Origin of the sequence: Curtobacterium sp. Leaf261, from assembly GCF_001422205.1 — a bacterium.
GTDB lineage: Bacteria > Actinomycetota > Actinomycetes > Actinomycetales > Microbacteriaceae > Curtobacterium.
Map to the genome: position 1 here is coordinate 45,964 of NZ_LMMJ01000001.1, position 18,627 is coordinate 64,590.

Consider the following 18,627-nt stretch of genomic DNA (forward strand, 5'->3'; position numbering starts at 1 on the left):
CCCGACCCGAGGTACCTGCACGACATGATCGAATACCGCAACGTCCGCGTCGCCCTGCTCGGAGCCGGATCCGTCGGCTCGCAGGTCGCCCGTCTGCTGCTCGAGCACGGGGACGAGCTCGCATCGCGCGCCGGCGCCGGGCTCGAGCTCGTCGGGATCGCCGTCCGCGACCTCGAGGCCCAGCGTGACGTCGACCTGCCGCGCGAGCTGTTCACGACGGACGCGGAGTCCCTGATCCTCGGCGCGGACATCGTCGTCGAGCTCATCGGCGGCATCGAGCCGGCCCGGACCCTCGTGCTGCAGGCGCTCGGCTCCGGCGCCGACGTCGTCACCGGCAACAAGGCACTGCTCGCGACCCACGGCCCCGAGCTCTTCGCGGCGGCCGAGCAGGTCGGCGCACAGCTCTACTACGAGGCTGCCGTCGCGGGTGCGATCCCGATCATCCGGCCGCTCCACGACTCGCTCGCGGGCGACCGCATCGAGCGCATCATGGGGATCGTCAACGGCACCACGAACTTCATCCTCGACCTGATGGACCGCGAGGGTGCGACGTTCGACGACGCGCTCCGCACGGCCACCGAGCTCGGGTACGCCGAGGCCGACCCGACGGCGGACATCGAGGGCTACGACGCGGCGCAGAAGGCCGCGATCCTGGCCTCGATCGCGTTCCACACCGCGGTGCCCCTGGTCGCCGTGCACCGCGAGGGCATCACGAACGTCACGATCGAGCAGGTGCGCGCCGCCCGGAAAGCCGGGTACGTCGTCAAGATCCTCGCGCTCTGCGAGCGGCTCACCGACAGCGACGGCGTCGAGGGCGTCAGCGCGCGGGTCTACCCGGCGCTCGTGCCGGAGGGCCACCCGCTCGCCTCGGTGCACGGTGCGAAGAACGCGGTGTTCGTCGAGGCCGAGGCCGCCGGCGACCTGATGTTCTACGGCGCGGGTGCCGGAGGCGTCGAGACGGCGTCCGCGGTCCTCGGCGACCTCGTCTCCGCGGCACGACGCCACGTCATCGGGGGACCGGGGATCGCCGAGTCGACCCGGTCCAACCTCCCGGTGTTCCCGATCGGGGCGGTGTCCACGAGCTACCAGATCACCCTGCACGTGGCGGATGCACCGGGTGTGCTGTCGGCGGTCGCCGGAGTCCTCGCGCACCACGGCGTGAGTGTCGAGACGGTCGAGCAGACCGCCGCGACCGTCGGCGCCGACGGGGGAGCGGCCACCGCTACGCTGGTGATCGGGACGCACCGCGCCCGAGAGTCCGACCTCGCAGCGACCGTCGCGGCGCTGCGCAACGAGTCCGTCGTGACCGAGGTCACGAGTGTCCTGAGAGTAGAGGGAGCCTGATGGCCCACCAGTGGCAGGGTGTCCTGCGCGAATACGCCGACCGTCTCGACGTCACCGACGCGACCCCGATCGTCACCCTGGGCGAGGGCGGGACCCCGCTCATCCCGGCCCGAGCGCTCTCGGAGCGGACCGGTGCGGACGTGTACGTCAAGTTCGAGGGCATGAACCCGACCGGCTCCTTCAAGGACCGCGGGATGACCATGGCGATCTCGAAGGCCGTCGAGCACGGCGCAAGGGCCGTCATCTGTGCCTCCACGGGCAACACGTCCGCCTCTGCGGCCGCGTACGCCACACACGCGGGCATCACCGCCGCGGTCCTGGTCCCCGAGGGCAAGATCGCCATGGGCAAGCTGAGTCAGGCCGTGGCCCACGACGCCCAGCTGCTCCAGGTCCAGGGCAACTTCGACGACTGCCTGGACATCGCGCGCGACCTCGCGGCGAACTACCCGGTGCACCTCGTCAACTCGGTCAACAACGACCGCATCGAGGGGCAGAAGACCGCGGCCTTCGAGGTCGTCGACGTGCTCGGCGACGCCCCGGACTTCCACTTCCTGCCCGTCGGCAACGCCGGCAACTACACGGCGTACTCCCGGGGTTACCGCGAGGACCTCGCTGCCGGACGCACGACGAAGCTCCCGCGCATGTTCGGGTTCCAGGCCGCCGGGTCCGCGCCCATCGTCCGCGGCGAGGTCGTCAAGCACCCGGAGACCCTGGCCAGCGCGATCCGCATCGGCAACCCGGCGTCCTGGGCGTTCGCGCTCGAGGCCAGGGAAGAGACCGACGGCTACTTCGGTGCCATCGACGACGACGGCATCCTCGCTGCGCAGCGCATCCTCTCGGCGGAGGTCGGCGTGTTCGTCGAGCCCGCCTCGGCGATCAGCGTCGCCGGGCTGCTCGAGCGCGCGGACGCGGGTCAGGTGCCGAAGGGCGCGACGGTCGTGCTGACCGTCACCGGCCACGGCCTGAAGGACCCGCAGTGGGCGCTCAAGAACGCCGACGGGGGCGAGGTCGCACCGACCGTCGTGCCGGTCGACACCCGTGCCATCGCGGACGTCCTCGGGCTCGTCTCCGCCACCCCGAGCGGCACGGCCGGGGAACCCCGGTGACCATCGGCCGCCCGGTGTCGAACCTCGACGCCGCACCGGAGCGGCCACATCGCGCCGCGAGTGCTGTACCGACCGGACGGGCCGTCCGGGTCCGCGTCCCCGCCACCACGGCCAACCTCGGCCCGGGGTTCGACACGCTCGGCCTGGCGCTGTCGCTCTACGACGACATCGAGGTCCGCGTGCGTGCCGAACCCGGGGCGACCGTCGTGGTGCACGGCGTCGGCGAGGGCGAGGTCGCGACCGACGACGAGAACCTCGTGGTGCGCGCGATCCGACGGGGGTTCGAGGCCGTCGGCGTCCCGCAGCCCGGGCTCGACCTGGTCGCCACCAACACCATCCCGCACGGTCGCGGCCTCGGGTCCTCCGCCGCGGCGATCGTGGCGGGACTGATGGCGGCCCGCGGGCTCGTTGCGGGGATCGCCGACCTGTCCGCGTCGATCATGCTCGGCATCGCGACCGACATGGAGGGGCACCCCGACAACGTCGCACCGGCGCTCTTCGGGGGTCTCACCATCGCGTGGATGACGGACGAGGGTCCGGCGTACAAGCGCCTGCTCGTGCATCGCGGCGTCTCGCCGGTGGTGTTCGTGCCCGCCTCGACCCTGTCCACGAAGCTCGCCAGGAGCCTGCAGCCGGCGCAGGTGCCGCACGAGGACGCGACCTTCAACGTGTCACGGTCGGCACTCCTCGTCGCAGCCCTCATCCAGAGCCCCGAGCTGCTGCTCGCCGCGACCGAGGACCGGCTGCACCAGAGCTACCGTGCGAGCGCGATGCCCGAGACGGACTCCCTCATCCGGCTGCTCCGGTCCGAGGCACTCGCGGCCGTGGTGTCGGGCGCCGGACCGAGCCTCCTCGTACTCGGCAGCGACCCGGCGCAGCGACTCACCGCCGCCGCGCTCGTGGAGCAACACGCGGACTCGGTGTGGACGCCGCTCATGCTGGCCGTCGATCTCGGAGGTGCTACAGTTGTGCCGCACCCGCCACAGTCGGAACTCCCGCAGGTCGTCCTCCCGCAGCACTGATCGACACCGGTCGAGATCCACCAGGATCCAGATCGACGTCGGACTCGCTGCACCGGGGAAGCCTGCAGGTCCCATGGTTCCGGTGCTCGGGGCACATCTCTTTCAGAACCCGTTTCCCAAGCCGTCGTCCTATCGACGGTCACGTTGCCGCGTGGGTCATCCCGTCCCGCGTGCGGAACCGCCAGGGAAACGGTGAAACTCTCCGCGTTCTGCGGTCCGAAAGGAACACCACTCTTGACCGACGTCACCACTGCTGCGGACGCCGCAGCAGACCCCACGATCGACCTGCGTTCGCTCCGTCTCCCGGAGCTCCAGCGCATGGCGGTCGAGTTCGGCATCACCGGACTCTCCAAGCTCCGCAAGGGCGACCTCATCGCCCTCATCGAGGACAAGCGCGCCGCAGCGAACTCCGCCGCCGCGAGCCCCGCCGCGACGGACACGACCGCTGCCGCCCCCGCGAGCGCAGCGCCGGTCGAGGCACCCGCTGTCCCGACCCAGGCAACCTCCGCTCCGGCCACCGACGACGCCCCCGCGGCCTCCGTCGAGGCGCCCGCCAAGTCCTCCGGTCGTGGCCGCTCGCGCCGTGTCCAGAGCGGCGGCAGCGTCACGCCGTCCGCCGACACCACGTCCGCCGACACCGCGGCCACCGCGCCGACCTCGGCAGCCGCCCCGACCTCGGCGGCCTCGCACACGAACGCCGGCCAGACCGGCACCGAGGACCTGCTCGCCGGGCTCGACGCTGTCCGAGCCGACAAGGACAAGCAGGAGCAGGACGGTGCGCCCGCAGCCGGGCAGCGCCGCCGCGGGCGTCAGGCCCGCACCGAGGCTCCGGCAGCGTCCGAGGCTGCGGCGACCGATGCCGCAGCAGCCGGCACCGACGCAGCAGCCGGCACCGACGCGGCACGGTCGAGTGCCGATGCCCCGGGCACCGACCAGACCAGCGCCGACGCCACCGGCACCGACGTCTCGGGTTCCACCGAGGGCTCGGACGCCGAGAACACGTCCGGCGACGACCAGCAGGGCGAGCGTCGTGGCCGCCGCAGCCGTGGCCGCGGCCGTGGGCGCGACCGCAACAACGGCGAGACCGGCGACCAGCAGGCAGCCAAGGACGGCGGTCAGCAGGCCGGTGACAAGAACCAGCAGGGCAAGGCCCCGCAGAACGGCCAGAACCAGGGTCAGGCGCAGCAGAACGGCCAGGCCCAGGCCAAGCAGAACAACGGCCAGCAGAACGGTCAGCAGGACAAGGCCCAGCAGAACGGCCAGCAGAACGGCCAGCAGGACAGGGCCCAGCAGAACGGCCAGCAGGACAAGGCCCAGCAGAACGGGCCGCAGAACGCGGGCGGCCAGAACGGCGACCAGCAGGACGACGGCCGTGGCTCCCGCCGCCAGCGCGACCGCAAGCGCGGCCGTGGCACGCAGAACGACGACCTCGAGCCGGAGATCACCGAGGACGACGTCCTCATCCCGATCGCCGGCATCCTCGACGTCCTCGACAACTACGCCTTCGTCCGCACCACGGGCTACCTCGCGGGTCCGAGCGACGTCTACGTCTCCCTCGGCCAGGTCAAGAAGTACAACCTCCGCAAGGGCGACGCCGTCGTCGGCTCGATCAAGCAGCCGCGCGAGAACGACCACCAGGGCCGTCAGAAGTACAACGCCCTCGTCAAGATCGACTCGATCAACGGTCAGACCCCGGACGAGGCGGGCGCCCGCGTCGAGTTCGGCGACCTGACGCCGCTGTACCCACAGGAGCGACTCCGCCTCGAGACCGAGCCGGGCAAGCTGTCGACGCGGATCATCGACCTCGTCGCCCCGATCGGCAAGGGTCAGCGCGGCCTCATCGTCTCGCCGCCCAAGGCCGGCAAGACCGTCGCGCTCCAGGCCATCGCGAACGCGATCTCGAAGAACAACCCCGAGGTCCACCTGATGGTCGTCCTCGTGGACGAGCGTCCCGAAGAGGTCACCGACATGCAGCGGACGGTCAAGGGCGAGGTCATCGCCTCGACGTTCGACCGCCCTGCCGAGGACCACACGACGGTCGCGGAGCTCGCCATCGAGCGTGCCAAGCGCCTCGTCGAGCTCGGCCACGACGTCGTCCTGCTCCTCGACTCGATCACCCGCCTCGGTCGCGCGTACAACCTCAGCACGCCGGCCTCCGGTCGTGTGCTCTCCGGCGGCGTGGACTCGGCGGCCCTGTACCCGCCGAAGCGCTTCTTCGGTGCGGCGCGCAACATCGAGAACGGTGGCTCGCTCACCATCCTCGCGACGGCGCTCGTCGAGACCGGCTCGAAGATGGACGAGGTGATCTTCGAGGAGTTCAAGGGCACCGGCAACATGGAGCTCCGCCTCAACCGTCACCTGGCGGACAAGCGGATCTTCCCGGCGGTGGACGTCAACGCGTCCGGCACCCGCCGCGAGGAGATGCTGCTGAGCAACGACGAGGTGAAGATCACCTGGCGTCTCCGCCGTGCCCTGGCAGGCCTCGACCCGCAGCAGGCGCTCGAGATCGTGCTGCGGAACCTCAGGGAGACGCAGTCGAACGTGGAGTTCCTCGTCCAGGTCCAGAAGTCGGTGCCCGCCACGGGTGCCGGTCACAACGGACACTCGGAGTAGCGCGTGTTCGAGTCGGTAGCCGTGCTGCTGGCCGAACACGAGGATCTGACGCAGCAGCTGTCCGATCCCGCCGTTCACGCGGACGCGGCCAGGGCGAAGAAGATCAACCGTCGGTACGCCGAGGTGAGTCGTATCAAGGCGGCCCACGAGGCGTGGACGGCGGCGGGCGAGGACCTCGACGCTGCGAAGGAGCTCGCCCGCGAGGACGAGGCCTTCGCGGCGGAGGTCCCGTCGCTCGAGGAGCACCTCGCGGAGACGCAGGAGCGCCTCCGCCGACTGCTCATCCCGCGCGACCCCGACGACGGCCGCGACGTCATCATGGAGATCAAGGGCGGCGAGGGCGGTGCCGAGAGCGCACTGTTCGCGGCGGACCTCCTCCGGATGTACACGCACTACGCGGAGTCGAAGGGCTGGAAGGTCGAGCTCCTCGACAAGACGGACTCCGACCTCGGCGGCTTCAAGGACGTCCAGGTCGCGATCAAGTCGAACTCGACCGACCCCGCGCAGGGCGTCTGGGCGAACCTCAAGTACGAGGGTGGCGTGCACCGCGTGCAGCGTGTCCCGGCGACGGAGTCCCAGGGCCGGATCCACACGTCGACCACGGGCGTGCTGGTGTTCCCCGAGGTGGACGAGCCGGAGGAGGTCGAGATCAACCAGAACGACCTCAAGATCGACGTGTACCGATCGTCGGGTCCCGGCGGCCAGTCGGTGAACACGACGGACTCCGCGGTCCGCATCACCCACCTGCCGACCGGCATCACGGTCGCGATGCAGAACGAGAAGTCGCAGCTGCAGAACCGTGAGGCCGGCATGCGGGTGCTCCGTGCCCGGATCCTCGCCAAGCAGCAGGAGGAGATCGACGCGCTGGCGTCCGACGCCCGCAAGTCGCAGATCCGCGGGATGGACCGGTCGGAGCGGATCCGCACCTACAACTTCCCGGAGAACCGCATCGCCGACCACCGCACCGGGTACAAGTCGTACGACCTCGACCGCGTGATGGACGGCGCGCTCGAGCCCGTCGTCGAGTCCTGCATCCGTGCCGATGAAGAGGCACGGCTCGCCGTCATCGGCGACCAGTCCGCGTGACCGGTCCCGGCGTGCCGGGCGCGGGTCCGGCGGACGCTCCTGACGTCGGACGGGAGGCGCGGCACCAGCCCGCACCGTCCCTCCAGTACGGCGCATCGCAGCTCCTGCAGCAGGCGGCCGCGGCGCTGGCCGCCGCGGGTGTGCCGTCCCCGGACGTCGACGCCGAGCTGCTCCTCGCGTGGGCGACCGACACCTCGCGGGGAGCCGTGCAGGCGCGCGCGATGACCGGGGGAGCGATCCAGCCGTCGCACGTCGACGCCTTCCGGACCGCCGTCGCCCGGCGCGTCACCCGCGAGCCGCTCCAGCACATCACCGGGCAGGCGCACTTCCGGCTCCTGACGCTCGCCGTCGGGCCCGGGGTCTTCGTGCCGCGCCCGGAGACCGAGTCGGTGGCGCAGTTCGCGATCGACGCGCTCCGGGCCGTCGCGCTGCCGGAGCCGATCGCGGTCGACCTCGGCACCGGCAGCGGCGCGATCGCACTCGCGATGGACACCGAGGTGCCGAACGCCCTCGTGTACGCGGTCGAACGCTCGGCCGAGGCGATGCCGTGGACGCGTCGGAACGTCGACGCGCACGGGGGCACGGTCCGGCTGGTCGAGGGCGACCTCGCGGACGCGTTCCCGGAGCTCGACGGTCTCGTGTCCGTCGTGGTGTCGAACCCGCCCTACGTGCCCGACGCCATGGTGCCCCGTGATCCCGAGGTCCGCGACCACGATCCGGCGATGGCGCTCTTCGGCGGTCCGGACGGGCTCGACGCCGTCCGCGCCCTCGCGGTCACCGCGCGGCGGTTGCTCGTGCCCGGTGGTGCGCTCGTCGTCGAGCACGCCGAACACCAGGGTGCGGACGTCCGCGCGGTCCTCGTCGAGCACGGCTTCCGGAGCCCGGAGACGCACGCCGACCTCACCGGGCGCGACCGCACGACCACCGCGACGCGCTGAGGCGGGCGTGCACCGGGCCTCCCGTCAGGCGGAGCCGAGGTGTTCTGAACACGCGCGTCCGTCCGGAACACCCGCATCCGCGTGTTCGCGGCGGACGTCGGTGTTCAGAACACCCGAGGCGTCAGCGCGTCAGCGCGTCAGCGCGTGTGCGCCGCGATGAACTCGGCCACCGCGCCGCGCATGTCGCACGACTCGGTGACGTGGAACGCCGTGATGCCGACCGACCGCGCACCCTCGACGTTCTCGATGCGGTCGTCCGCGAAGAACGTCCGCGCCGCCGGCACACCGTGGTGCTCGAGCACCCGGCGGTAGACGAGCGGGTCGGGCTTCCTCGCCCCGAACAGGCTCGTCGTGTCGAGGTGCTCGCCGAACACGTCGACGAGCTCCGGCGCCCAGGTCGGCAGGTGCCGGTGCGCGAGCGGACCGTTGTTCGTCAGGAGGGCGACCCGTCCGGCGGTGGCGGCGTGTCGGACCGCCTCGATCGCGCCGGGGATCGGTGTCATGGCATCGGCACGGATCCGCGCCCACTCGAGCTCGTCGATCTCGCACCCCAGGGCGTCCTCGACGGCGCGGAGGTACTCGTCGGGGTCCGACCATCCCCCGGCCTCGGCCAGCCACTCGCCCCGGTCGTTCCACCAGCGCCGCCGGAGCTCGTCGAGGTCGTGCCCCGTCATCGCCGTCATGCCGGCCATGCGCACCCGCCAGTCGTAGCGGTACAGCACCTCGTCCATGTCGAAGAGGAACAGCAGCGGCGGATCCGCGCGGTCGACGGCGGTGTCGTTCCCGGCGGGGGCGGTGGTGTCGTCCCCGGTGGGGACGGTGGGGTCGTGCCCGGCGGGGACGTTCGGGGCGTCGCTGGTGTCATGGTCCACGGTGCACCTATTGTGACGCACTACGATGGGCGGGCCATGGCATCTCGATTCGACTGTTCCGACGCGGACGAACTCCTGACCGGAATGCGGCTCGCCCGCGCAGCGCTCAGTCGTGGGGAGCTCGTCGTCGTCCCGACCGACACCGTCTACGGCGTCGCCGCCGACGCCTTCTCCGCGGCCGCCGTCGCCGGACTGCTCGACGCCAAGGGTCGGACGCGGCAGTCGCCACCGCCGGTGCTCATCCCCGGCGTCGCGACCCTCGACGCCCTCGCCGCAGAGGTCCCGGACCAGGTCCGCGCCCTCGTCGCCGAGTTCTGGCCGGGCGGCCTCACCGTCATCCTCCGTGCGCAGCCGTCGCTCGACTGGGACCTCGGCGAGACCCGCGGCACCGTCGCACTCCGGATGCCGGACTCCCGGATCGCACTCGAGCTCCTGCAGGAGGTCGGGCCGCTCGCGGTGTCGAGCGCGAACGCCACGGGGGAGCCGGCCGCGATGGACGTCGATGCCGCCGAGTCGATGCTCGGCGAGCACGTCGCCGTCTACCTCGACGGTGGTGTGCTCGAGCCGCACGAGGGTGCCGCGGCCTCCACGGGCTCGACCATCGTCGACGCAACGGGCCTCGCGACGGGGGGCGGCATCCGCATCGTCCGACACGGCGTGATCTCCGACGCGGAGATCGAACGGGTCGTCGGGGCCGACCTCGTCACGTGAGGTACTACCTCCTCGCGGGGCTCATCTCCGCGGTGGTGAGCTTCGCGCTGTCCTGGGTCGTCTGGAAGCTCGGGCTGAAGTACCACTGGTACCCCAAGGTCCGACAGCGGGACGTGCACCGCACACCGACCCCGCGACTCGGCGGGATCGCGATGTTCCTCGGGATCATCGTGTCGCTCCTCGCCGCGTGGTTCGTGTTCCCGCACATCGCCGGGGTCGACTACTTCCGGCTCGTGTTCGCCGAGCCCAACCGGGTCCTCGCGGTCCTCGCGGGCGCGACGATCATCGTCGTGCTCGGTGTGGCCGACGACATCTGGGACCTCGACTGGATGACGAAGCTCGCCGGGCAGATCATCGCCGCGGGCATCCTCGCCTGGCAGGGCGTCGCGATCGTTGCCCTGCCGATCGGCAACACGCTGACGGTCGGGTCGAGCTACATGTCGCTCATCTTCACCATCCTCGCGGTGGTGCTCGTGATGAACGCGGTGAACTTCATCGACGGGCTCGACGGGCTCGTGGCGGGTGTCGCGATCATCGCCGGGGGAGTGTTCTTCCTCTACAGCTTCTTCGTGAACCGCATCGTCGTGCAGACGGACTTCTTCTTCAACCTGCCGTCGCTGCTGACGGCGGTCCTGGTCGGCGCGTGCTTCGGCTTCCTGCTGCTGAACTGGCACCCCGCGAAGCTCTTCATGGGTGATGCCGGAGCGCTCCTCGTCGGCTTCCTGATGGCGACGAGCGCGGTGTCGCTGACGGGGAACATCGACCCGGCCGCCGTGACGAACCGACAGCAGCTGCTCCCGGTGTTCATCCCGATCCTGCTGCCGTTCGCGATCCTCGTGGTCCCGATGCTCGACTTCGGTCTGGCGGTGTTCCGGCGGCTGGCGGCGGGCAAGTCGCCGTTCTCGGCCGACCGGAAGCACCTGCACCACCGGCTGCTCGACATGGGGCACTCGCACTTCCACGCCGTGCTCATCTTCTACGGCTGGACCGCCGTCGTGGCGGTCGGTTGTCTGCTGTTCCTGTTCTGGCCGTGGTTCTGGGTGCTCGCGTTCGTCGCGGTCGGCTTCGTCGTCTGCGCCGTGGTGACGTTCGCCCCGCTCGGACGCACGAAGCGCGCCGAGATCGCCGCGCAGACCGCCGGTGCCCGCGGGCCTCGGCTCGACGGTACCGACGCACGGCACGACCCGCTCGACCGCGCCGCCGCCGGACACACCGCGGACGGCGGCCGGACGGACCGCCGCGTGACGAGACCGCCGACGACCCCACCGCGAGCCAACCCGCCGCACACGACCCCCGGAGACCCGCGCTGATGACCACCCCCGCCCCGAACGCCCTCGACCACATCGGGCCGCTGTTCCGCCGCATCCTCCTCCAGGGGGCGATCCTCGCCGTAGGGCTCGCCGTCGTCGGTGGCGTGGTCGGCTGGTTCGTCGCCGACGCTCCCGGTCTCGTCGGCGGTCTCGTCGGCGCCGTGATGAGCGTGGTCTTCCTGAGCCTCACCGCGGCGAGCATCCTGCTCGGGTACCGGGCGTCGGGCGGCCAGATGATCAGCGGCGCGTTCTTCGGGATCGTGATGGGGACGTGGTTCCTCAAGTTCGTGCTCTTCATCGTGGTCCTCGTCGTGCTCAAGGACCGCCCGTGGGTTGATGCCCCCGTGATGGCCGTCGCGATCATCGTCGGCGTGGTGGGCAGTCTGGTGATCGACGTCGTCGCGGTGTCGCGTGCGCGCATCCCGATCGGGGTCTCGCTGCCGGGCGACGTGTCCGCACCGGTGGTGCGCGGTGCCGGAGACGCGTCCGTACCGGTGGTGCGCGGTGCCGGAGACGCGTCCGCACCGGTGGTGCGCGGTGCCGCCGACAGCCTGGAGGGACGGGGTGCGTCCGCCGCACCGACCCACCGGACGGACGGCGTGCCTCCCGTCCGCGCCGCAGGCGACGACACGGCGACGGATGTCGGTCAGCCGCCCGCCTGAGAACCCGCGAAGGCTCTCACACCTGATAGGGTTCTAGAAGTCCGCGCCTGGAGCCTGCGCTCCGGTCGGGCCGCCTCCACTCAGTCCACTCATCGCGTGCCTCGTGCGCGCGCTCGACACAGGAGACAGCGCTGCTATCCCACGCTCTTCCCCTGTCCCTCACCGCAGCGGGTCACTCCGTTTCGGCTGCGGGCAGTTCGGCCGCCGAGTTCCACGGGCCGTCGATCAGTGAATTCTTCCCGCCCGTCATCGCGTTCGGGGGGACGCCGTTCGAGATCGACCGCCTCGTCATCATCCGGTTCATCGCCGTCGCGGTGCTCCTGGTCTTCGCCTTCGTCGGCACACGTGCGCTCAAGCTGATCCCGAACCGCGGTCAGGCGATGATCGAGTACGGCTTCGACGTCGTGCGTCGGAACGCGTTCGACAACCTCGGCGAGGCCGAGGGTCGTCGGCACCTGCCGCTCCTCGCGTCGATCTTCTTCGGCGTGCTGTTCATGAACCTGACGGGTCTCATCCCGTTCCTGAACCTCGCCGGCACGTCCCGCATCGCGATGCCGATGCTCCTGGCGATCATCGCCTACGTCGCGTTCATCGTCGCGGGTGTCCGCAAGCACCCCGGTGCCTTCTTCCGGAACGCGCTGTTCCCGAAGGGCGTGCCGTGGCCGCTCTACATCATCGTGACGCCGATCGAGTTCGTCTCGACCTTCGTGCTCCGCCCGGTGACGCTGACGCTCCGACTGCTCATGAACATGGTCGTCGGACACCTGCTGCTCGTCCTGTTCTTCTCGGCGACGTGGTTCTTCTTCACCGAGTCGCACAGCATCCTCGGCGTCTTCGGCGTCGGGACCCTCGCCTTCGGCATCGCCTTCAGCTTCTTCGAGATCCTCGTCGCACTGCTGCAGGCGTACGTGTTCATGCTGCTCACCGCGGTGTACATCCAGCTCGCGCTGGCTGACGAGCACTAGAAGACCACACACCTCTCAGACCTCATCCGGTCCTCGGCAACCGCCGCGGACCACCCCCAGGAAGGAAAACACGTGGACGCAACGACCGTTCTCGCGGAGATCAACGGCAACATCGCGACGGTTGGCTACGGCCTCGCGGCGATCGGCCCGGCAATCGGTGTCGGCATCGTCGTCGGCAAGACGATCGAGTCCGTCGCCCGCCAGCCCGAGCTCCAGGGTCGCCTCACGACCCTCATGTACATCGGTATCGCCTTCACCGAGGCGCTCGCCTTCATCGGCATCGCCACGTACTACATCTTCACCAACTAAGGCCCTCGATGCACAACGCACTCATCCTGGCGGCGGAGGCGGAGACCCAGAATCCGCTGGTCCCGCAGATCTACGACATCGTCTGGTCACTCGTGGCCTTCGTGATCATCTTCATCGTGTTCTGGCGCGTCGTGACGCCCCGGATCACGAAGATGCTCGATGAGCGCACCGAGGCGATCGAGGGCGGCATCAAGAAGGCCGAGGCCGCACAGGCCCAGGCGACCGCGGCGCTCGACGAGTACAACAAGCAGCTCGCCGAGGCGCGTGCCGAGGCCTCCCGCATCCGCGAGCAGGCCCGAGCCGACGCCACCGCGATCGGCAACGAGGTGCGTGAGCAGGCCTCGGCCGACGCTGCGCGCATCACGGCCAACGCCCAGGCGCAGATCGAGGCCGAGCGTCAGAGTGCGCTCACCTCGCTCCGCACCGAGGTCGGGTCGCTCGCGCTGGACCTCGCGTCCGGTGTGATCGGCGAGAGCCTCACGGACGACGCCAAGGCCACCGCGGTCGTCGACCGGTTCCTCGCGGACCTCGAGGCGAGCTCGACGGCCACCGGCGCGGTCGACTCCACCGAGGGTCGCTGAACATGCGCAGCGCGACCAGAACGGCACTGACGTCCACCCGGGCGGTGCTCGGTGAGCTCGGTGGCAGCGCCGACCTGGCGACCGGTGTCGAGATCCTGAACACGGGTCGGGTCATCGGTTCGTCGCGGCAGCTGCTCACGGTGATCGCCGACCCGACGGCCGACGTGCTCGGCAAGAAGGCGATCATCGAACAGGTCTTCGCCGGGCAGTCGACCCAGACGCGCGCGGTCCTGACCGCCGTCGTCGGGTCGCGCTGGTCGACGCAGTCGGACCTGCTCGGGGGCATCGAGGACGCGGGCATCCGGGTCATCGCCGCCAGCGCACCGTCCGACGTGTCGATCGAGGCCGAGCTGTTCTCCTTCGAGACGGCCGTGCGGAGCGACTCCGGCCTCGAGCTCGCGCTCGGGACCAAGCTCGGCAGCCCCGCTGAGAAGGCGGCGCTCGTCGACCGGCTCCTCGGGGGCAAGGCCTCCGCGCAGACCATCGCGATCCTGCAGCACCTCGTGCAGCAGCCGCGGGGTCGTCGGATCGGCGAGATCGTCCGCGACGCCAGCTCGATCGTGGCCGACCAGGCGGACAAGCTCGTCGCCACGGTCATCACGGCCGAGCCGCTCTCCGACGTGCAGGCGGCTCGTGTCGCCCGCGGCATCGCCGCGCGGTACGGCCGCGACATCAGCGTCAACCGGGTCGTGGACCCCACCGTCATCGGTGGCGTCCGTGTCCAGGTCGGCGGCGACGTCATCGACGGCACCGTGAGCTCCCGACTCTCGGACCTCAAGCTCCAGCTCGCACACTGAGCGACGGCGGGCTGTGGACGCCGTGAGTCGCTCGACGTAGCCTCGACTCGGCACCGCACCGCATCGCTCCTGGCGTCCGGCCACACAGACACCGCCACTCAAGACACACCTCACTCGGGCACACCGACCGCAGGGCATCACGCTCCCTGGGCCGCCGGCCCCGGAAACCAACAAGGAAAATCCCATGGCAGACATCACCATCAGCCCCGATGAGATCCGTGATGCCCTGAAGGACTTCGTCTCGAACTACGAGCCGACGAAGGCCTCCACGGCCGAGGTCGGGCACGTCACCGACGCGGCCGACGGCATCGCCCACGTCGAGGGACTCCCCGGCGTCATGGCGAACGAGCTCATCCGCTTCGAGGACGGCACGCTCGGCCTCGCGCAGAACCTCGACGAGGACTCGATCGGCGCCATCGTGCTCGGCGAGTTCGCCGGGGTCGAGGAGGGCCAGGAGGTCACCCGGACCGGCGAGGTCCTCTCGGTCCCCGTCGGCGACGGCTTCCTCGGCCGCGTCGTCGACCCGCTCGGTGTCCCGATCGACGGTCTCGGTGAGATCGCCGCGGAGGACCGTCGTGCCCTCGAGCTCCAGGCTCCCGGTGTCATGGCCCGCAAGTCCGTGCACGAGCCGATGCAGACCGGCATCAAGGCGATCGACGCGATGATCCCGATCGGTCGCGGCCAGCGCCAGCTGATCATCGGTGACCGTCAGACCGGCAAGACGGCGATCGCGATCGACACGATCATCAACCAGAAGGCCAACTGGGACTCCGGCGACGAGAACAAGCAGGTCCGCTGCATCTACGTCGCGATCGGGCAGAAGGGTTCGACGATCGCCTCGGTCCGCGGCGCGCTCGAGGACGCCGGCGCGATGGAGTACACCACCATCGTCGCCGCTCCCGCCTCCGACCCGGCCGGCTTCAAGTACCTCGCCCCGTACACCGGCTCGGCCATCGGCCAGCACTGGATGTACGGCGGCAAGCACGTCCTGATCATCTTCGACGACCTGTCCAAGCAGGCCGAGGCCTACCGCGCCGTGTCGCTCCTCCTGCGTCGTCCGCCGGGACGCGAGGCGTACCCGGGTGACGTGTTCTACCTGCACTCCCGTCTGCTCGAGCGTTGCGCGAAGCTGAACGACGAGCTCGGGGCCGGATCGATGACGGGTCTCCCGATCATCGAGACGAAGGCGAACGACGTCTCGGCGTACATCCCGACCAACGTGATCTCGATCACCGACGGCCAGATCTTCCTGCAGTCCGACCTCTTCAACGCGAACCAGCGTCCCGCGGTCGACGTCGGCATCTCGGTGTCCCGCGTCGGCGGTGACGCCCAGGTGAAGTCGATCAAGAAGGTCTCCGGGACGCTCAAGCTCGAGCTCGCCCAGTACCGCTCGCTCGAGGCGTTCGCGATGTTCGCATCCGACCTCGACCAGACGTCGCGTCGTCAGCTCGACCGCGGTGCCCGTCTGACGGAGCTCCTCAAGCAGCCGCAGTACTCGCCGTACCCGGTCGAGGAGCAGGTCGTCTCGATCTGGGCCGGCACGAACGGCAAGCTCGACGAGGTCCCCGTGCCCGACGTGCTCCGCTTCGAGTCGGAGCTGCTCGACCACCTCAAGCGCAACACGAAGGTGCTCGACACCCTCCGCGAGTCGAACGTCCTGTCCGACGACACCGTCACCGAGCTCTCGGGCGCGGTCGACGAGTTCAAGAAGGGCTTCCAGACGGGCGAGGGCAAGCCGCTCGCGTCGGTCGGGTCCGAGCAGTTCGCCGCGGCGGACTCCGAGGACGTCGACCAGGAGCAGATCGTCAAGGGCCGGCGCTGATCCGCTGCCCCCGCCGCTGATCGCAACTGACAACCCCTCGTAAAGGACACCAATGGGAGCACAACTCCGGGTCTACCGGTCGCGGATCCGCTCTGCGCAGACCACCAAGAAGGTCACGCGCGCCATGGAGCTGATCTCGGCGTCGCGGATCCAGAAGGCCCAGGCCCGCATGGCCGCGTCCGGTCCGTACTCACGGGCCGTGACCCGCGCCGTGTCCGCCGTCGCGACGTTCTCGAACGTCGACCACGTGCTGACGACCGAGCCGGAGACGTCGACGCGTGCAGCGATCGTCATCTTCACGTCGGACCGCGGGCTGAACGGTGCGTTCTCCTCGAACGTCCTCAAGCAGGCCGAAGAACTGACCTCGCTCCTCCGCAGCGAGGGCAAGGACGTCGTGTACTACCTCGTCGGCCGCAAGTCGGTGGGGTACTTCACGTTCCGGCAGCGCGCCTCCGAGCAGCAGTGGATCGGCGGGACCGACCAGCCCGAGTTCGCCACCGCGAAGGAGATCGGCGACGCGGTCGTCGCGAAGTTCCTCCAGGACACGACCGAGGGCGGCGTGGACGAGATCCACATCGTCTTCAACCGGTTCGTGAGCCTCGTCACCCAGGAGCCGCAGGTGGTCCGCCTGCTGCCCCTCGAGGTCGTCGACGGCGTCGAGGAACCGACCGACGACGAGCCGCTCCCGCTGTACGAGTTCGAGCCCGACGTGGACGCCGTCCTCGACGGACTGCTCCCGGTCTACATCGAGAGCCGGATCTTCAACGCGATGCTGCAGTCCGCGGCGTCGGAGCACGCTGCCCGCCAGCGTGCGATGAAGTCGGCGAGCGACAATGCCGACTCGCTCATCAAGGACTTCACCCGGCTCGCGAACAACGCGCGTCAGGCGGAGATCACCCAGCAGATCTCCGAGATCGTCGGCGGCGCCGACGCTCTGTCGGGTCCCAAGAAGAAGTAGCCAGTGGCGGGTCACCCCGCCCCGGTCCGACCCGCACAGGGTCTCAACACCACCCCAGGAAGGCACCAGCCATGACCGACACCGCCACCACCGCGGTTCCGTCGTCCAAGGCGCACGGAGTCGGCCGGATCGCCCGCGTCACGGGCCCCGTCGTCGACATCGAGTTCCCGCACGACGCGATCCCGGACATCTACGCACTGCTGAAGACCACCATCGTCATCGGTGAGTCGTCGCAGGAGATCGGCCTCGAGGTCGCGCAGCACCTCGGCGACGACCTCGTCCGCGCCATCTCGCTCAAGCCGACCGACGGCCTCGTCCGCGGCCAGGAGGTCCGTGACACGGGCGCTCCGATCTCGGTCCCCGTCGGTGACGTGACCAAGGGCAAGGTGTTCGACGTCCTCGGGAACATCCTCAACAAGCCGGGCGAGCAGATCGAGATCACCGAGCGCTGGCCGATCCACCGCAAGGCACCGGCGTTCGACCAGCTCGAGTCGAAGACCACGATGTTCGAGACGGGCATCAAAAGCATCGACCTCCTCACCCCGTACGTGCAGGGTGGCAAGATCGGGCTCTTCGGTGGTGCGGGCGTCGGCAAGACGGTCCTCATCCAGGAAATGATCCAGCGTGTGGCCCAGGACCACGGTGGTGTCTCGGTGTTCGCCGGTGTCGGTGAGCGCACCCGTGAGGGCAACGACCTCATCGGCGAGATGGAGGAGGCCGGGGTCTTCGACAAGACGGCCCTGGTGTTCGGCCAGATGGACGAGCCGCCGGGAACGCGTCTCCGCGTCGCACTCTCCGCGCTGACGATGGCGGAGTACTTCCGCGATGTCCAGAAGCAGGACGTGCTCCTCTTCATCGACAACATCTTCCGCTTCACGCAGGCGGGTTCCGAGGTCTCGACGCTCCTCGGTCGCATGCCGTCCGCCGTGGGGTACCAGCCGAACCTCGCCGACGAGATGGGTGTGCTCCAGGAGCGCATCACCTCGACGCGTGGTCACTCGATCACCTCGCTGCAGGCGATCTACGTGCCGGCCGACGACTACACCGACCCGGCCCCGGCGACCACGTTCGCGCACCTCGACGCCACGACCGAGCTCTCCCGCGAGATCGCGTCGCAGGGTCTGTACCCCGCGATCGACCCGCTGACCTCGACGTCGCGCATCATGGACCCCAGGTACCTGGGCGAGGCGCACTACCGCACGGCGACGCGCGTCAAGCAGATCCTCCAGAAGAACAAGGAGCTGCAAGAGATCATCGCCATCCTCGGTGTCGACGAGCTCTCCGAAGAGGACAAGATCACCGTCGAGCGCGCTCGTCGCATCCAGCAGTTCCTCTCGCAGAACACCTACATGGCGAAGAAGTTCACCGGTGTCGAAGGCTCGACGGTTCCGCTCAAGGACACCATCGAGTCGTTCTCGGCGATCGCGGACGGCGAGTACGACCACGTGGCCGTGCAGGCGTTCTTCAACGTCGGCTCGATCGCGGACGTCGAAGAGAAGTGGGCGCAGATCCAGAAGGACAACGGCTGATC

General features: G+C 69.8%; 17 protein-coding genes. 16 read left to right on the top strand and 1 reads right to left on the bottom strand.

Annotated elements, in window-relative coordinates:
• Positions 1-24: 24 nt before the first annotated feature.
• From ASF23_RS00210 to prmC, 6 genes are all read left to right on the top strand, one after another.
• Entirely contained in the window at positions 25-1,344 is a 1,320-nt protein-coding gene (locus tag ASF23_RS00210) for a homoserine dehydrogenase (RefSeq protein ID WP_055947339.1), read from the top strand.
• Positions 1,344-2,450: a threonine synthase gene (thrC, locus tag ASF23_RS00215; protein ID WP_055947341.1), complete on the top strand. Its 1,107-nt coding sequence runs from the start codon at positions 1,344-1,346 to the stop codon at positions 2,448-2,450. The genes ASF23_RS00210 and thrC overlap by 1 nt, the downstream gene beginning before the upstream one ends.
• Positions 2,451-2,464: 14 nt before the next feature.
• On the top strand, positions 2,465-3,472 hold the full coding sequence (gene thrB, locus ASF23_RS00220) for a homoserine kinase (RefSeq protein WP_055948951.1): 1,008 nt from the start codon (positions 2,465-2,467) through the stop codon (positions 3,470-3,472).
• Positions 3,473-3,706: 234 nt separating this feature from the next.
• Positions 3,707-6,085, top strand: a complete 2,379-nt coding sequence (gene rho, locus ASF23_RS00225; protein ID WP_055947345.1) for a transcription termination factor Rho — start codon at positions 3,707-3,709, stop codon at positions 6,083-6,085.
• Positions 6,086-6,088: 3 nt separating this feature from the next.
• The gene (gene prfA, locus ASF23_RS00230) at positions 6,089-7,171 is read left to right on the top strand and encodes a peptide chain release factor 1 (protein WP_055947348.1); all 1,083 of its coding nucleotides are present in this window, start codon (positions 6,089-6,091) and stop codon (positions 7,169-7,171) included.
• Between the two features lie 104 nt (positions 7,172-7,275).
• Positions 7,276-8,109 (top strand): peptide chain release factor N(5)-glutamine methyltransferase, encoded by an 834-nt coding sequence (prmC, locus tag ASF23_RS00235; protein WP_055948954.1) that lies wholly within the window; start codon positions 7,276-7,278, stop codon positions 8,107-8,109.
• Between the two features lie 137 nt (positions 8,110-8,246).
• Here prmC and ASF23_RS00240 read toward each other — a convergent pair whose 3' ends face one another.
• Positions 8,247-8,981, bottom strand: coding sequence for an HAD-IA family hydrolase (locus ASF23_RS00240; protein WP_235510721.1), 735 nt, complete (start codon positions 8,979-8,981; stop codon positions 8,247-8,249).
• A 36-nt stretch (positions 8,982-9,017) separates the two neighbouring features.
• Between ASF23_RS00240 and ASF23_RS00245 the strand changes: the two genes are divergently transcribed.
• The 10 genes from ASF23_RS00245 to atpD all read left to right on the top strand — a co-directional run bounded on the left by ASF23_RS00245 (position 9,018) and on the right by atpD (position 18,625).
• The gene (locus ASF23_RS00245; protein ID WP_055947351.1) at positions 9,018-9,692 is read left to right on the top strand and encodes an L-threonylcarbamoyladenylate synthase; all 675 of its coding nucleotides are present in this window, start codon (positions 9,018-9,020) and stop codon (positions 9,690-9,692) included.
• Positions 9,689-11,002 carry an MraY family glycosyltransferase gene (locus ASF23_RS00250; protein ID WP_055947354.1) on the top strand — a complete coding sequence of 438 codons (1,314 nt, stop codon included), beginning with the start codon at positions 9,689-9,691 and terminating at the stop codon, positions 11,000-11,002. The genes ASF23_RS00245 and ASF23_RS00250 overlap by 4 nt, the downstream gene beginning before the upstream one ends.
• Complete coding sequence (locus tag ASF23_RS18615; RefSeq protein WP_055947357.1) at positions 11,002-11,664, top strand: hypothetical protein; 663 nt, start codon at positions 11,002-11,004, stop codon at positions 11,662-11,664. Before ASF23_RS00250 ends, ASF23_RS18615 begins: the two co-directional genes overlap by 1 nt.
• A 248-nt stretch (positions 11,665-11,912) precedes the next feature.
• Positions 11,913-12,629, top strand: a complete 717-nt coding sequence (atpB, locus tag ASF23_RS00260) for a F0F1 ATP synthase subunit A (protein WP_326998988.1) — start codon at positions 11,913-11,915, stop codon at positions 12,627-12,629.
• 72 nt (positions 12,630-12,701) lie between these two features.
• Entirely contained in the window at positions 12,702-12,938 is a 237-nt protein-coding gene (gene atpE / locus ASF23_RS00265; protein ID WP_055947362.1) for an ATP synthase F0 subunit C, read from the top strand.
• 8 nt (positions 12,939-12,946) lie between these two features.
• The gene (locus ASF23_RS00270) at positions 12,947-13,519 is read left to right on the top strand and encodes a F0F1 ATP synthase subunit B (RefSeq protein ID WP_055947365.1); all 573 of its coding nucleotides are present in this window, start codon (positions 12,947-12,949) and stop codon (positions 13,517-13,519) included.
• Between the two features lie 2 nt (positions 13,520-13,521).
• Positions 13,522-14,316: a F0F1 ATP synthase subunit delta gene (locus tag ASF23_RS00275; protein WP_055947367.1), complete on the top strand. Its 795-nt coding sequence runs from the start codon at positions 13,522-13,524 to the stop codon at positions 14,314-14,316.
• 184 nt (positions 14,317-14,500) lie between these two features.
• The gene (atpA, locus tag ASF23_RS00280; RefSeq protein WP_055947370.1) at positions 14,501-16,138 is read left to right on the top strand and encodes a F0F1 ATP synthase subunit alpha; all 1,638 of its coding nucleotides are present in this window, start codon (positions 14,501-14,503) and stop codon (positions 16,136-16,138) included.
• 52 nt (positions 16,139-16,190) lie between these two features.
• Positions 16,191-17,096: a F0F1 ATP synthase subunit gamma gene (locus ASF23_RS00285; RefSeq protein ID WP_055947373.1), complete on the top strand. Its 906-nt coding sequence runs from the start codon at positions 16,191-16,193 to the stop codon at positions 17,094-17,096.
• Positions 17,097-17,167: 71 nt separating this feature from the next.
• Positions 17,168-18,625 carry a F0F1 ATP synthase subunit beta gene (gene atpD, locus ASF23_RS00290; protein ID WP_055947376.1) on the top strand — a complete coding sequence of 486 codons (1,458 nt, stop codon included), beginning with the start codon at positions 17,168-17,170 and terminating at the stop codon, positions 18,623-18,625.
• The last annotated feature ends 2 nt before the right edge of the window (positions 18,626-18,627 follow it).

Coding starts and splice junctions, on each gene's coding strand:
- ASF23_RS00285 (WP_055947373.1), top strand. CDS start 16,191: ATGGGAGCACAACTCCGGGTCTACCGGTCGCGGATCCGCTCTGCGCAG.
- atpD (WP_055947376.1), top strand. CDS start 17,168: ATGACCGACACCGCCACCACCGCGGTTCCGTCGTCCAAGGCGCACGGA.
- ASF23_RS18615 (WP_055947357.1), top strand. CDS start 11,002: ATGACCACCCCCGCCCCGAACGCCCTCGACCACATCGGGCCGCTGTTC.
- atpA (WP_055947370.1), top strand. CDS start 14,501: ATGGCAGACATCACCATCAGCCCCGATGAGATCCGTGATGCCCTGAAG.
- thrC (WP_055947341.1), top strand. CDS start 1,344: ATGGCCCACCAGTGGCAGGGTGTCCTGCGCGAATACGCCGACCGTCTC.
- ASF23_RS00210 (WP_055947339.1), top strand. CDS start 25: ATGATCGAATACCGCAACGTCCGCGTCGCCCTGCTCGGAGCCGGATCC.
- ASF23_RS00270 (WP_055947365.1), top strand. CDS start 12,947: ATGCACAACGCACTCATCCTGGCGGCGGAGGCGGAGACCCAGAATCCG.
- ASF23_RS00275 (WP_055947367.1), top strand. CDS start 13,522: ATGCGCAGCGCGACCAGAACGGCACTGACGTCCACCCGGGCGGTGCTC.
- ASF23_RS00245 (WP_055947351.1), top strand. CDS start 9,018: ATGGCATCTCGATTCGACTGTTCCGACGCGGACGAACTCCTGACCGGA.